The 15,434-nt window shown below is 50.6% G+C and carries 3 protein-coding genes; all 3 read right to left on the bottom strand.

From position 1 onward, the window contains the following. Window positions 1–8: 8 nt before the first annotated feature. From ACRD7P_RS05940 to ACRD7P_RS05930, 3 genes are read right to left on the bottom strand one after another with little or no spacing between them, the layout of a single operon-like run. Entirely contained in the window at window positions 9–6,638 is a 6,630-nt protein-coding gene (locus tag ACRD7P_RS05940; protein WP_430906600.1) for an amino acid adenylation domain-containing protein, read from the bottom strand. After that, complete coding sequence (locus ACRD7P_RS05935; RefSeq protein WP_430906599.1) at window positions 6,635–12,115, bottom strand: beta-ketoacyl synthase N-terminal-like domain-containing protein; 5,481 nt, start codon at window positions 12,113–12,115, stop codon at window positions 6,635–6,637. The genes ACRD7P_RS05940 and ACRD7P_RS05935 overlap by 4 nt, the downstream gene beginning before the upstream one ends. A 9-nt stretch (window positions 12,116–12,124) precedes the next feature. Continuing rightward, window positions 12,125–15,427 (bottom strand): non-ribosomal peptide synthetase, encoded by a 3,303-nt coding sequence (locus tag ACRD7P_RS05930; RefSeq protein WP_430906598.1) that lies wholly within the window; start codon window positions 15,425–15,427, stop codon window positions 12,125–12,127. Between the last annotated feature and the right edge of the window lie 7 nt (window positions 15,428–15,434).

Genomic DNA, 15,434 nt, shown 5'->3' with positions numbered 1-15,434 from the left:
AGCATTTTTTAAAACTCAAACCGTTCGACTTCTTCCTCCCCGAGGGTATCTGCGGATACTGCTGCTGAAAGCACCAAAAGCCCGTCTATGTACCGGGCAAGCTTATAAAGTGTAGCGCCTTCATAGAAGCTTTTAAGGGCAAGGTTGACTTGCTTCTGCTCTTTGATATGGGCTACTAGCTGCATTGCGGTAATCGAATTGCCCCCAATCTCAAAAAAGTCATCGTGTAGGCCTATCTGCTCACAGCCCAATAGCTGTTGCCATAAGCCCGCTAATTGTTTTTCAGTATCAGTACCTGGTGCCTCGTAGGGCTTATTGCTTATCAGTGCCCCACTGGCGGCTATTTGCAGTGCTTTGCGGTCAACCTTGCTGTTTTCATTCAGGGGCAATTGTGCTTTGGCCAACATCGCAGCAGGCAGCATGTAGGGCGGTAATAAGGTAGCTAAGTAGGTGCGTAAGCTACTTTCCTCTAGTTGTGCGCCTGCGATGGGTTCATAAAATGCCACCAGTACGGTACTTGCGGTACTATTTTGATGGGTCAAAACAGCAGCATTTGCAACTTCAGGGTGTTGCAACAGGGCATTTTCGACCTCTCCGACTTCAATTCTAAATCCGTTAACCTTAACCTGTTGGTCATTTCTACCCAGAAAAAGTATAGAACCATCGGGCAAAAAGCGCCCACGGTCGCCAGTATGGTACAGTCTTTCGCCAGTCTCTGGGAGCACTGCAAACCGCTCTTTGGTAAGGCGTGGGCGATTGAGGTACCCTCGGGCGAGTCCGGGACCCGCAAGGCAAATCTCTCCCTCTGCCCCAAAGGGTACGGGCTGCGACCACTGGTTGAGTAAGTGTGCCGCCATATTGGACACAGGCTGGCCTATCGGCACCGGATCAGGCAGTTTTTCCGGTGTGTCTGTGCTGTATATCACAGCGCATATGCTGCACTCAGTAGGCCCGTAGGCATTGAAATACTTCCTGCCAGCCAGTTTCTGTACGACCTTCGCATTGGGTGCCTCCCCACCACTAAACACTGCTCTTAGCGAAGGGGTCTTGGCCAGGGCAAATGCCCCTAATACCCCTGCCGGCAATGGTGTTACAGTCACTTCGTTTTCCTGCACTAAACGTTCGATCGCAGCGGTGTCGGTGCGGCTTTCTGTAGAAGGCATCACCAGACAAGCCCCACTACGGAGTGCCATAAACGCGATGGCCACACTGGGGTCAAAAGTAGCTGGCATGTAGTGCAAGACCTTATCCTCATGGTTGATGCCTGCCCGGTGGGCATGGTCATTGATCGTGTTGAGGGCGCTGCGATGCTCGATCATTACGCCTTTGGGCTTACCTGTAGAACCAGAAGTATAAATGACATAAGCCAAGTGGTATGCTTTAGTGCTGGTTACAATGTTATCGGTAGGGCAGGTGTCAAATATACCAGTATCCCATACGATAGGGTTCCATTGTGCCATAGAAGCTCGGTGGTCAGGTTCGTCTGTAATGACGCTTGCTACCACCGCTTCTTCTAGTATAGCCTGGTGCCTGCGTGTTGGGTTGCCAGTGTCTAAAGGCAAATAAGCGGCACCTGCTTTTAGGATCCCAAGCTGCGCGATGAGTTGTTCTGCCGACCGATGCATCAGCAAGGCTACTAGTGTATCTGGCGCTATATCGATTTGCTGACGCAGATAGCTCGCCACTTGATTGGCTTTTTGGTTGAGTACCCGGTACGTATAGTGCTCCCCTTCAAATATCAATGCGGTGCTATCAGGTATCTCGGCAGCTTTGTGCTCAAAGGCAGTGGTCAATAACTCTTGATCGCTCACCATGGGCAACTTTAGCGGCGAAAGCGAGGCTTGGCAGATCAAATCCATTTCTTCTTTGCCAATCACTTCCGACTGCTGCAATGGCTGGTTGGCCTCCATCATGATTTGTCGAATAATTCGTTTCAGGTAGCCTTCAAACTGCACGAGCTCAGCATCGGTATAGAGTCCTTCCAGCGAAGCTATTGAGAGTGCCATGGCCTCTCCTTCTTTGTACAGGCAGAAATCGAATGGTGTATTTGATAGCGTAAAATTCTCTACCATGGCCCTGGGCGAAAGCCCTTTGGCAGAAAGGTCACCGTAAACGTGAAAGTCAAGGTAGATATACAGGATGTCGAATATGGGGTTTTGGACCGCCGCATCCTCGCCCAATTGTGCTACGATATTCGTCAGTGGATATCGGTCATAAGCCCTAAGCTGGTCGGCATTTTCCTTCACTTCGGCCAGTAGTGATGCATGAGACTGCGTAGCATTTACCTGCTGCCGAAACGGAGCAGAATTGAGGAAGCATCCCAATAGCTGGTCGCCATCTGTTTGCTGTGGGCGGCCGTGCGACATTGTGCCCAGGGTAATATCGGCACTATCAGTAGTTACCTGTAGCAACCGTAGTAATATACCTAGCCCAACATGCCGCAAACTCAGCCCATTTTCACTGGCAAAGGCTCTTATACCATTTTTTTCTGCTTCATCAAGCACAATGTGTCGTGCTTTTTTCTTCTGGTGTTTACCAGGGATATACACCCGGTTGAGTGGCAAGGCAGTCCGCTGGTACGCATGCAGATACTTTTTCCAAAAAGCACCTATAGCCTCCGCATGCTTATGCCTCCATTGGTCGATGATGTAGTCCTTGTAGCTACACTGTAGCATAGACAGTGAGGTGGGCAAAGTTGCTGGCTTGGTGTGTAACAGTACTATCAGCTCTGTCATAAACGAAGCATCACTCCAGCCATCTAGCAGCGCATGGTGAAAGGACCGTAAAACAACAAACTTGTGGGCACTGAGCTTAAACAGTACCGCCCTCCATTGGTATTGTTGCCTCAATTGCTCCTCAAAACCATTTTGACGATCTTCTTCCATCCATCGGCTTATCTGCTGCTTTTGCTCGCTTTCATCCGTCCCCGACAAGTCATAGTGCGTTATCGGAAGTGGTTCATTCCCCATCTTATGGACAGCCTGTATCGGTTCACTAGCCGCATCGAGGTGGAAGCTGGTTCGCAGGATCTGATGTTTCCCTACCAAGAGTGCAAAGCACCGATCAAAGTGCTTGCTTGTCAACCCTTCCAACTCCAGCTCATGCAAGATTTGGTCATGATATACTGAAGTGCCTTTGTTTAAAAAGCTATAATAGAGCATCCCCGTTTGGATGGCGCTCATCGGGTAGAAGTCCTCTATTTCAGTGCCCTCTACCCACTGCTTAAAGTCATCATTTTGTAATGCCTCATTTTTCCAGTCGTCTATTTCCGCTATCACCTTTTCGAGCGGCAGCAGTTGAGTATCCGGGTTGCTGGTGGCACTGACAAAGGCTGCCAAGCCAGCAACTGTAGGGTTACCAAAAATATCTTTTACCTCTATGTTTTTTTCAAATAGGGCATTCAGGGCACTAACAAGCCGAATGGCTCTGATAGAATCGCCTCCTAAAGTGAAGAAGTTAGCATGGCGGCTCAGGTTTTCCTTATTCAATTCCTGGCCAAAGCACCGTGCTATTTGCTCTTCAACGGCCCCTTGTGGTACTTCCTGCTCCTTTTCTTCGTGTCCCAATACCTCATCAGGGCTTGGTAGCACTCGTTTGTCTACCTTACCGTTGGGCGTCAACGGCAGCTCCGGCATGCCAATAAGCGCAGTGGGTACCATGTAGCTAGGCAGCCTTTTTTGCAGGTATGTTTGTAGTGATTTGCTATCAAGCCCCTCTTTGGAACCGTAGTAGCCCACAAGTACTTTATAGCCATTTTGCAAGTGTGTAAGCACCAGCCCGTGTTGCACCTCGGGGTGCGTCAGGAGTTGACCAGTGATTTCGCCCGGCTCTATACGAAAGCCTCTAATTTTGACTTGATCGTCTACCCTGCCTATAAACTCCACATCGTCGGTAGGAAGGGCGCGCACCAAGTCACCAGTACGGTATAGCTTTTTGCCTGCCTCCCAGGGGTGATCTATAAATTTGCGCTCGGTTTGGGCGGCATCTTGCCAATAGCCCTGAGCAAGCCCTTCGCCTCCTACCCATAACTCGCCTACTACACCGGGCAACTGCAGCTGCCCTTGTTTGTCTACTACATAAGCACTGGCATTGCCTATTGGTTTACCGATGGGCACATTGTCTCCTTTAGGGTCTATTTCGTTGATGGGGTACCAAGTAGAAAAGGTGGTGTTTTCGGTGGGCCCATATACATGTATGAGTTTTTCAGCACCATGCTTGCTCAAATACCTACCTACTGATTTTATGCTGACCCGTTCTCCTCCAAACAAGATCTTGCGCACTCCTGCAAGGCTATCCAGGTGGTTTTCTACCATAGCGTTGAATAGTGCGGTGGTCACAAACATCACCGACACTTTTTGCTGGTTGATCTTTGCCATGAGCGCTGGTAATTCTAGGGCTTCCTCGCGGGTGGCCAGTACCAATGCAGCACCATTGAGCAATGCTCCAAAAATATCAAAAGTAGCACCATCAAAGGCATAACTCGACAACCCCAACAACCGGTCTTCGTGGGTGATTTGAATATAGTCGGTTTCCTTGACCAATCGAGCAACCCCTTTGTGCGTGGCCACTACGCCTTTGGGGGTGCCCGTAGAACCAGAGGTATACATAATATAGCAAGCCTCTTCGTTTTCTATCGCTATCGCAGGATTGCTTACCTCTTCGGTCAATGTTGCCTGCTGTAAATCAGCTACATAGATTTTGCCACCATAATAACCCAGGTCAAACATGTAATCGGACTGTGTGAGGATGGCAACAGGCTCAACAGCCTCTATGATATGCCGAATACGCCCTTCGGGGTGGGCTGGGTCTAGTGGTACATAAATCCCCCCAGCTTTGAGCACAGCTAATATCCCGATAATCATATGAGAAGACCTGCCTAGTAGTAATGCTACCCGGTCTCCTTTGTTTACCCCTTCACCTGTGATCAAGTGGTGGGCCAGTTTATTTGCTTCCTGGTTGAGCGCCTGGTAGGTAAGGGTTTTGTCCTGACACAACAATGCCAGGGCTTCGGGTTGGTTTTGGACTTGTTCTTCAAAGAGCTGGTGAACCGCGATAGCCGGATAGGCACGATGATTGGAGCCTATTTGGAGTAAGTTCTCTTTTTGGCCATCGGTGAGCAGGCCCATATGCCCAACTGTCTGTTCGGGCTGATTTACCATCACCGTAAGCACCTTGTCAAAACAAGCGAGTAGGGATCGAATTGTTTTTTCTTTGAATAGGGCTTTGTTGTAATCCATCCTTCCTATAAGCCCTTCTGGCGACTCCTCCAGCCATAGGTTGAGGTCAAACTTGGCTGCCTGGCTCTCCACTTCTAACGAGGTGACTTGCATGTCTGGCAGTTCGAAGTCGATCAACAATGAATTCTGAAAAGTGAAAGCCACCTGAAACAAAGGATTGTAACCTTTCCCCTTGTCGATTTCCAAATTTTCGATGATCTGGTCAAATGGCGTATCCTGATGAGCAAGTGCCGGTAAGCTACTATTTTTGAAGTGCTTTAGTGCCGCTCGAATAGTTGGGTTCCCATCCAGTTGCATCCTCAGGGGCAACATGTTTACAAAGTATCCAACGATCGTCTCCCATTCCTGGCGTTCTCGGCCTGCCACAGGCGTGCCTATGACCAGGTCGTCTTGTCCGGTATACCGGTGCAAGAGAACAAAAAGAGCCAAAGAAAGCGTCATAAACATGGTCATGTCTTCTTCTTTGGCCAGCGCCCTTAGCTTATCGGTTATTACTGCATCGATCTTATGATGCACTGTAGCTCCTTCAAACCGCTGTACGGCAGGCCTTGGGTAGTCCGTTGGGAGTCTGGTGAGGCCTGGTGCTGCTTTCAAGTGTTGACGCCAAAAATTAATATCTTCTTCGGACCGTTGCTGTTGGCCTGGCTGGGCTTGCCAATGCAGGTAGTCAGCGTAGTCCCATTGTTTTTCAGGCAGGGCTGCCTGTTTGCCTAGCAGCAATCCTTCATAAATGTGTACCAATTCTTTGGTAAAAACACGTTGCGACCAAGCATCAAACACTATGTGGTGGAAGGCTATAGGCATGATATGCTCATCATCTGCCATCTGTAGCAGTCTGGCCCGTACCAGCGGCCCTTTTTCCAGGTCAAATGCCGTATGTACTTCTTCCTGAACACGCATGACTGCCCTGGCTTCCCGGTCATCGATTGGTACCTCTCGCAAGTCTTCTACTGGTAGCGGCAATGAATACGGTGCCTGTATCACCTGAACCGGGGTGCCGTGGTCATGCCTGAATGTAGCCCTAAGCGCTTCGTGCCGCTCAATGAGGGCATCCATACTTTGCTGAAGCACATCAATGTCCAGAGGGCCTTTCATTCGCAGTGCCCCAATGATGTTATGCACCGCAGATGGGCCGTTAAGCCTTTCTGTTATCCAAATACGCCGCTGGGCAGTGGAAAGTGGCAAAGGGTGATTTCTATCTGCTTTTTCCAGGGTAGATTGGACTTGCTGTCCAGCTTTTGCCAAAAAAGCAATGATCGCCTGTTTATGTTCTTTGAGCATTGCGATACGTTCCGCCCCCATCGCCCCTTCGGGCGCACGGTATTTTAACTTGCCTTCTTGAACCCAAAGCTTGATGCCAGCATCTTTTAAGCTTGTGAGCAGTTTGATCGTGCTTTTCATATTTCTCCTTCTTCGTAGGTGATAGTAATAGTTTCTGCTGTATGCGCGTCATGGCCTGTTGCCCATCGGGTAGTATCGATCACAGTGGCCATGCCGTCGATATTGGGGTTTTCAAACAAGTCGCCCATCGGTATATCTACCTCAAAGGCAGCCTTTACCCGCGACCGGATTTGGCTCATAAGGAGTGAGTGCCCCCCCAATTCAAAAAGGTCGTCGTGTATGCCGACCTTGTCGATGCCTAAAAGCTCAGACCATATACTTGCCAGGGTATTTTGGGTCTCTGTTTCCGGGGCAGTATAGGGCACGGCTAACTCCGGTCGCCCATGCAATGCGTCTGAGGAAGCTGTCCCTATGGCCATATACCCTAATGCCTTTTCCAAACGTTCTTGTTGTAGCCTTATCCGCTGCCCTGGTTTGGCAGTAGCCACCACTATTTGAGGCTGCCGAATCGATAAAAGCGCCCGGATTGCCACCGGTGCCTCTTGCTCACTGATTCCGTCAGCAATCAACATGTCCATCGATATCGCCCCCTGTTGATCGTCCATATTTGCACCCTCAGTAAATTGCGCAGCAGGTACTTTCCGCAACGTGTACTCTTCAACACTCAGCAACATGCGGCCTTTGAGGTCACGGATGTCCACACGTACCCGAACCTCGTTGCTTTCTTTGTCTGGAAGCTTGTATGCAAAACTTTGCAAAGAGGCTGGGAGTTTTTCCTTGATTTGTATGTTGCGAAATATGAAAGGAAGCATCGCATCGCCCTCGAAACTACGGTTGGCCAAGGCAAAAAAGCCCGTGGCACTATCTAGCAGGGCTGGGTGCAGGCTCAATTGGCCGATGTCCTCCAGATAATCAGTTGGCAGGCGCAAACTTGTATAACCTACCTCCTCGGAACACCGGACTTCCTCAAAGTTTTCCCACCGCTTGTCGAAACTGATCAGGCCCTCTTGAAATTTGAGTTGGCTCAACTCGGTTTTTTCCAGGCTTTCCGGGTTGACGTTATCCGCTGCTGACTCAGGCAGTACTTGACTATGCCCTACAGTGCCACTGGCATGGCTTACCTGTTGGTTAGCCGGGCCACTGTACAAGGTAAATCGATATCCGGTGCCTTGTGGAGTAAGCTTCAGTGTAAACTGTTTAAAGCCCACGACCGTCAATGGCACAAGCAAATACAATTCCTGTACCAATACAGGCTGACCGGGTTTTAAGGTAGTGAGTGCCGTGTATAAAAGGTCTATATATGCGGTGCCGGGCAAGGTTGGGACACCGAGTACCTTGTGTCCTGCCAACAGCCACTGTTTTTCAGGGTTGGCATGGCCTATGAAATAGGTTTCGTTGCCCGCTTCGTACCAGTACTGCAACAGTGGGTGCTGCACAGCCTTGGCCTGAGTCGGCACTTCGGTAAGGCCGTTGAGCTGTTGCACAGCCCTGGCGGCCATCCCTGTGTCTTTCCAGGCATCCCAATTGATACTACACACTGGCAAGCCTTGTGTTTGCGCCCAATGTGCATAGGCATCTAAGAACAGGTTGGCAGCGGTGTACCCCACTTGCCCAACACCGGCGGCAAAAGAGCTCAGCGAAGAACAAAGCCAAACAAAGTCGGGGCGGTGTTGCTTGATGTAGGGGTGCAAGTTGAGCAGTCCATTTACCTTGCCGTGCCAGACTGGTTCCTCCCCAGCTGATGTTATGCGGCTCATCGCCCCACCGCCGTCGGTACCTGCGGCGTGTACATAGCCGTCTATCCTCACGTCCTCCCGGGCATACTTTTGCAAGGCTGTCTCTGTAGCCGCAAAGTCTCCCAAATCGGTGCTGATAACTTCCAAGCTTGCCGCTTGCGCTTCCAATTGAACCAACTGGGCAAACCGTGCCCTTTGTATAGGTTCCGGGTGTTCTTTGCTTGCTTTTACCCATGCCTTGTCTGGCGGCAATTTTCCCCGGCTTACCAAAACAAGGTTTACCTTTGCTGCTTCGGCAAATACCCTGGCAATAGCCAATCCCATACCTCCGGTACCTCCGGTGATCAAATAAGTACCGCCCTCTTTTATGGTCAGGGGTTGGTTTTTGTCCTGATGTAAGGGCGCAAAGGATGGTTCCCATTTTGCATATGGTCGCAGCGCTATTACATTTCTTGCTTCACTGTCACGATCCTGGGTATTTTCAGACAAGGCCACCACGAGGTGTTCACATATTTTTTCCCGTTCAAACGCAGAGGCTGGCCAAGCAGCATCGATCAGTCTGGAGCTGATTGCAGGATATTCCTGGCCAATCACTTTGGCAGGAGCCATGAGCATCGCTTTGTAGGGGCTTACCTCAGTGCCATCTGGCAAGGCAGCAACCTGGTTCGCCAGGATTACATATCGGGCAGACGCTTCCCCCAACTTATCGGCGAGTGCATTGGCCAGGTAAATAGCACTGTAGTACCCCCCCGTAAGGGCTGTCTGGTTGGCTTGACCATCACGGTATCGCCAAGGTTGTGGTGGTCCCCACTGCCATGCGTGTACTACCATATCTGGTATAAGGCCATGAGTCTCCAATGTATTCAATGCATCAGCGTAAGCTTGTGGGTCGTCTGGGTCTATTGCGTTTAACAATCCATTTTTATCAACTTTTGCCTGCGTCGGGAGTAGCGTTATCACCTGATGGCCAGCGGTTTTCAGTACCTGTTCCAGGGCACGATGCCCTTCCACGCCCATCGACAGGAAAAGGATGACCTGTTCGCCGTTCATTACAGTGCCAGTGGGTAAGGGGCGTTGTTGCCACGAAGGCACGTTGAGCCACTGTTGTACTGGCAGGCGCGCTGCCTCATCGTCCACTTCCTGTAAGCTTTGGGGTACTTTATTGGCCGGAAGCCAATACCTTTGCTTATCAAAAGCATAGCCGGGCAACCTGCAAAAGCGGCCCTGTCCTCCACCGGGCAGTTGGTCCCATATCGGCGTAAAACCTAAGCCCCATAGCTGGCCAATAACCTCCAATATATGCCCCTCAGACTTTGGGTCTCTTACAGGCAAGGTGTGTAATATACTTGTTTGCCGCCCTTTGTTTTTTTGTGCTTTGGCAAGTTTTTGCAAGGTGTCGCCAGGACCAACTTCCAACAGGGCTCCTATTCCAGACTCCAGCAGGGTACTTACACCTTGGGCAAACCGCACAGTGTGCCGGAGGTGGCGCACGTAATAGGTAGGGTCTGTAGCTTGCCCGGGCTTTATCCATGTGCCTGTCAGGTTGGATATGTATTTTATTTTGGGTGATTCAAGCTTTATTTCTTCAACTGTCTTTTGAAATTTCTCCAATACCGGCTCCATCATGGAACTATGAAATGCATGGGAGGTTTTGAGCGCCCTGCTTTCAACGCCATCTTGCCTCAACTGTGCCTGTACACGGGCGATCGCCTCAGGGGGTCCTGCCAGTACGCATGATTCAGGGGCGTTCACCACGGCCAAGTCCATTTGTTCGCTTAGATAAGGACGGCACTCCCCTTCTCCCAGAGGCACCGCCAGCATATCACCGGCCGGCAGTCCCATCATGAGTTCGCCGCGTATACACACCAATCGAATCGCATCTTCTACGCTCATCACCTCTGCCACAGCCGCAGCGACATACTCACCAATGCTATGGCCAATCATTGCATTGGGTACTATGCCCAGGCCGATCCAGTACTGGGCCAAGGCATACTCCAGAACAAAGAGTGCCGGTTGGGTATAGCGTGTTTGTTGCAACAAATCGTTAGCGGCTCCTTCTTGCCCCGGCGCGGGGAACAGCAGCGAGGCGATATCCTTGTCGAGATGGCTGTTGGCGATAGCGGCAAGGTCGCCTACCAGTTGCCTGAAACCAGGCTGATTTTCGTAAAGCCCAGCCCCCAACCCAGCCCGCTGACTTCCCTGCCCTGAAAACATCATAGACAATCCAGTGGGTTTGACTGGAGCTTTGGAAGACGTTAGTGGCGCAGCCAATTTCTCTATAGCTTCCTGCACCGTGCCCGCCACCAAGCCAGCGCGCACCTCAAAGTGCTTCCTGCCATGTGCCAAGGTATAGCTGACTTCATTGAGCGGGAGGTCGGGGTTATTTTTCAGAAAAGCTATCAACCTCTCCTTGTACTGACTTAGTGAACCCGGGCTCTTTGCAGAAAGAGGCAGTAAATATCCTGTGTGGTTTGCTTGTTTTTGAGGGCTTTTAGATGATATCGATGGTGCTTCCTCCAGGATGAGGTGCGCATTGGTGCCCCCAATGCCAAAAGAGCTCACCCCTGCACATCGTGTATCGTTGTTGGATTCCCAAGGCTTCAGCTCAGTGTTGACATAAAAAGGACCTTCGTCAAAGTGGATTGCAGGGTTTGGTCGCTCAAAATGCAATACAGCAGGAATTTGGCGATGCTTCAGGGCGAGTATGGTTTTCAATAAACCGGCAATCCCAGAAGCTGTATTGAGGTGTCCGATATTGGGCTTTACCGCACCCAGCGCTATACGTTTTCTTTGCGAGGTGCGATAGGCCTTGTTGAGAGCGGCTACCTCTATCGGGTCACCCATAGGCGTACCAGTACCGTGTGCCTCTACATATTGTATTTGCAGTGGTTCTTTTTCGGCGATGGCCAGTGCCTCACTGATGACGGCAGCCTGCCCTTCTATACTAGGGGCCGTATAGCCCGCTTTTTGCGCACCATCGTTGTTCACTGCCGAACCTTTGATCACTGCATGGATCAAGTCTCCATCTTCCTGAGCCTCTTCTAGTGGCTTGAGCAAGACCAGGCCTACGCCATTGCCTACTACCGTACCAGCAGCCTTCTCATCAAAAGCCCTACAGTGCCCATCTGGGGAAAATATCATCCCCTCTTCATAGTAGTATCCGTTGTTCAGGCTGGTATCGATGCTTACACCCCCTGCCAGTGCCATGTCGCACTCCCCACTGAGCAACGACTGACAAGCCATATGAACTGCTACCAAGGAGGTAGAGCAGGCAGTTTGCACAGAGATGGCCGGCCCCTTTGTTTTGAGCTTGTAAGCAGCCCGTGTGGCTAAAAAGTCTTTGTCATTGCCAATCATCATTTGGTAGGCATCGCTGGTGTCGCCACTGCCAGCCCCCAGGCTCGGAAAACGTTGAAACAGGTAGGTAGGCAAGCCCCCGCCAGCGAATATCCCAATAGCACCATCAAACTTTTCTGCTATGTAATTAGCATCATCGAGGGCATGCCAGGCCGATTGCAAAAACACACGATGCTGTGGGCCTAGCTGTTCTGCCTCGCGTGGTGTGTAGCCAAAAAAGCGTGCATCGAATTGTGCCGCGCCTTCCAGCGCGGCTGCGGCTTTCACAAAATTGGGGTGTTTAAGCACCTTCGCATCCACGCCACGCTGGCGTAGTTCCTCATCAGTTAATCGTTGAATACCTTCTTTACCATCAATGATGTTTTGCCAATAGGCATCGAGGTTACCAGCGCCAGGAAAGCTCCCTGCCATGCCAATTATCGCTATTTCCGATCCGTTCGTCATAAGTGATTCTTAGTTGTTGTCACGGCTTGCAATCCGTTTCTGTCGCCTGGCCGAAGCCATGTTTTTCTTGGAGCGGCGTGGTTGTCCCTCCCCAACTTGCTGGTCATCCGTGGGTGCCTCAGTATTTTGTACATGCTTAGACAATGAGGCGATAGTGGTATAAGTGTATAAGTCCAATAATTCAAGTTGCAGTTGGGTGTTTTCCTCTATGCGGCTATGTAAATACACCATCAATACCGAGTGTCCTCCCAAGTCAAAAAAGTTGTCGTTGATGCCGATATTGTCAAGGTTAAGGGTGTCTTGCCATGCTTTTACAAGTTGTTTTTCCAACTCGTTGGTAGGCTGATCATCATTGGCAGGTTGTGCTTTAATAGTAATCGGTGGTAGTGCCTTGCGGTCGATCTTACCATTGTGGGTGGTCGGAATTGCATCCAGGAATGTCATAGCGGCAGGCACCATATATGCTGGCAATTCCTGCCGTAAGGTTTCTAAAAGCTCAACCACCGTTGGCGGCTTGGTGTCGGGTGCTGCTACCAGGTAAGCTACCAGCCGTGCAGGACCCTGCACATTCGCCTCGCCTGTCACCAACGCTTGTTGTACACCTCCCAATCTTCGCAACGCAGTTTCTACTTCGGCAGGCTCTATTCGATACCCCCTTACCTTCAGTTGGTCGTCGGTCCTTCCTAAGCACTCTATCTCACCATTGTCAAGCCAACGGGCTTTGTCACCCGTATTGTAGATCTTTTCGCCTTTCGCGAAGGGGCTTTCTATAAACTTCCCCGCAGTGAGCACTTCACGCTTATGGTAGCCAAACGCCAGGCCTTCGCCTCCAATGTACAAGTCTCCTATCACTCCTGCAGGCACTGGGCTAAGGGCTTCGTTAAGAATATATATCTGCGTGTTGGCGATCGGCCTACCGATAGAAACCCTGTATTGCCCAGCTTTAATCTCTTGCATGGTGGACCAGATGGTCGTCTCAGTCGGGCCATACATGTTCCATAACCGATTGCAGGCTGGAAGCAGTTTTTTTGCCAAATCTTGCGTCAACCGCTCGCCACCAGACAAAGCAATCAATGCATTGTGGCCTTCCCAGCCACTTTCTATGAGCATTTGCCACAGGCTGGGAGTCGCTTGCATCATAGGGCTTGCCACCTTTCTCATTTTGGCAGCCAAGGCATAGGGGTCTTTGATATATTTTTTATCGAGTACTTGCAGCTCAGCGCCGATCACAAGGGGCAGGCATAGTTCTAACAGGCTGATGTCAAAGCTATAGGTAGTTACCGCCAATAGTGTGATGTCGGGACCTGGATCCAATCCCGCTTTCATTCCCTCCATGAAGTTGAGGAATTGCCTATGACCGATCAGTACGCCTTTGGGTAGCCCAGTGGAGCCGGAGGTATAGATCAGGTATGCTTCGTCCTTATTATTTGCTAATTCATGGCTGTCTTTTGTCGCATTTTTAGCCCAATCGTACGTTCCCAAATCACACACCGGGATTGCGGTTTCTTCCAATATCGTATGCCCGGCATTTGCCAGGAGCATTTTGGCCCCGCTATCGTCGAGCATGTAACGTATACGGGCTATGGGAAAGTCTGGGTCAATCGGCACAAATACTCCCCCTGCCTGCCAAATGGCCAACATGATCATTGGCATATAGCCAGAACGCTCCAGGCAAAGTGCAACCTTGTCGCCTTGCCGGATGCCGTGCGTATTTTTCAGCCAGCCTGCCAACCCGTTTACTTGTTGCCACATATCGTCATAAGACACCTGCCACCCTTGGTGGCGAATAGCGATTTTTTTCCTGGCATTTGCCACTTGCTTTGCGATCAATGCCGGCACGGTGGTATCTGGTAAGGGCATCGCAGTATCGTTCCAGGTATGGAGCACCTGACGCCGCTCGTCATCACCAAACAAGCTTAGGGAACTAATAGGCATCGCAGGGTCTACTGCCACAGACTCCAACAAACGAATCCAACGCTCGCACAACTTTATGACCGTTTTTTCCTCGAATATCTCCGAATTGTATTTGATATTACCCACCACTGCTTCGTCACGCTCTACAAGATCGGCCATGAGGTCAAACAACCCTTCTTGTTGAGGCATCGGGTAAGCGTTTACACGCATCCCGCCCCAATTGGAGCTGGCTTCAGCACTCTTTGCATGCCATAGGTTAGTTAGCGGGTGCCGCTCATCTGGCTTTTGCAAATTAAACATCGTTTGGAAAGCAGGGGTACGTCCCGCATGCCGGGCATTGGGAAATTTTTCTACCAACAGGGCAAACGGATAGGCCATATTTTCCAACAACAGGGCCATATCTTGTCCGATGGCTTCGACCAGTTCGCTAAACGAAATACCTGTAGGCACCCCAACCCTGAGCGGCAAGGAGTTCATAAAGTTGCCGACTAGCTTCCGGGTAGGCTCGTGATAGCGACCGAGCACGGGTATTCCCACCATCATGGCTTGTTGGTGGTTGTGCAACCGCAACAAACAAGCCCAGGAGGCGAGCAAAACCGAGTATAAAGTGCTTTTTTGTACCTGTGCCACCGTCCGCAACCGTGATAGCAAGGCTGGGTTGACAGTGACGGGTATGCTCCCTCCCTTAAATGCAGGCTTTTGTGGATGGGGTTTGTCTTGGGGTAGTTGTAACAAGGGCACCTCTCCTTGTAAATAACCTTCCCAAAACGCTGCCAGTCGTTGCCCCTCTCGTTCAGCCAACAGGCTCTCCTCATTGCGCACGAAGCCCTCAAAACTAGCCTGCAATGGCCACATCGCCAAGGACCTTCCCTGGGTTTCGGCTTCATAAAAAGCTCCCAGTTCCTCCATCAGGGTAAGCGCACTCAGCCCATCGCACACGATATGATGGATCGTAAATAATAATATATGGCTACCTATTGCCGTTGGGAACAGCTCAAGGCGAAACAATGGACCGTTTTCCAAATCGAAGGGCAACTTATAAGCTTTCGCTACCACTTCGGCAGTGTTTTCGGCGACAGTACGGGGGTATTGCACTACCTCAACGGGCATATGGCCAGCGATATGCTGCACCGGTTGCCTGTTATGCATCGGAAAAGTTGCGCGCATGAGCTCATGCCTATTCACAAGCCGTTGCAATGCCTTTTGCAACGCTGATACTTCCGGTGTTTGCGCTACCTCGAAAGCCGAAGCTACATGGTAGCTACTCATCGTAGGTGCTGTACGCTGCAAAAACCAAAGTGCCCGCTGGCCATAGCTCAATGGTATATCGCGGGTTTCTTTTGCTGCTTTTTCTTTTAGCAACTTAGCAAGCAAGGCTTTTTTCTCTTCCAGACTCATAGTTATT

It is taken from the genome of Maribacter sp. 2-571, assembly GCF_050589625.1.
Classification (GTDB): domain Bacteria; phylum Bacteroidota; class Bacteroidia; order Flavobacteriales; family Flavobacteriaceae; genus Pelagihabitans.
The sequence above is the reverse complement of the archived record's forward strand: the minus strand, read 5'-3'. Positions and strand labels throughout refer to the sequence as shown.

Bases quoted from the DNA above. Each gene is read 5' to 3' on its own strand.
- ACRD7P_RS05935 (WP_430906599.1), bottom strand. From the start codon at position 12,115: ATGACGAACGGATCGGAAATAGCGATAATTGGCATGGCAGGGAGCTTT.
- ACRD7P_RS05940 (WP_430906600.1), bottom strand. From the start codon at position 6,638: ATGAAAAGCACGATCAAACTGCTCACAAGCTTAAAAGATGCTGGCATC.
- ACRD7P_RS05930 (WP_430906598.1), bottom strand. From the start codon at position 15,427: ATGAGTCTGGAAGAGAAAAAAGCCTTGCTTGCTAAGTTGCTAAAAGAA.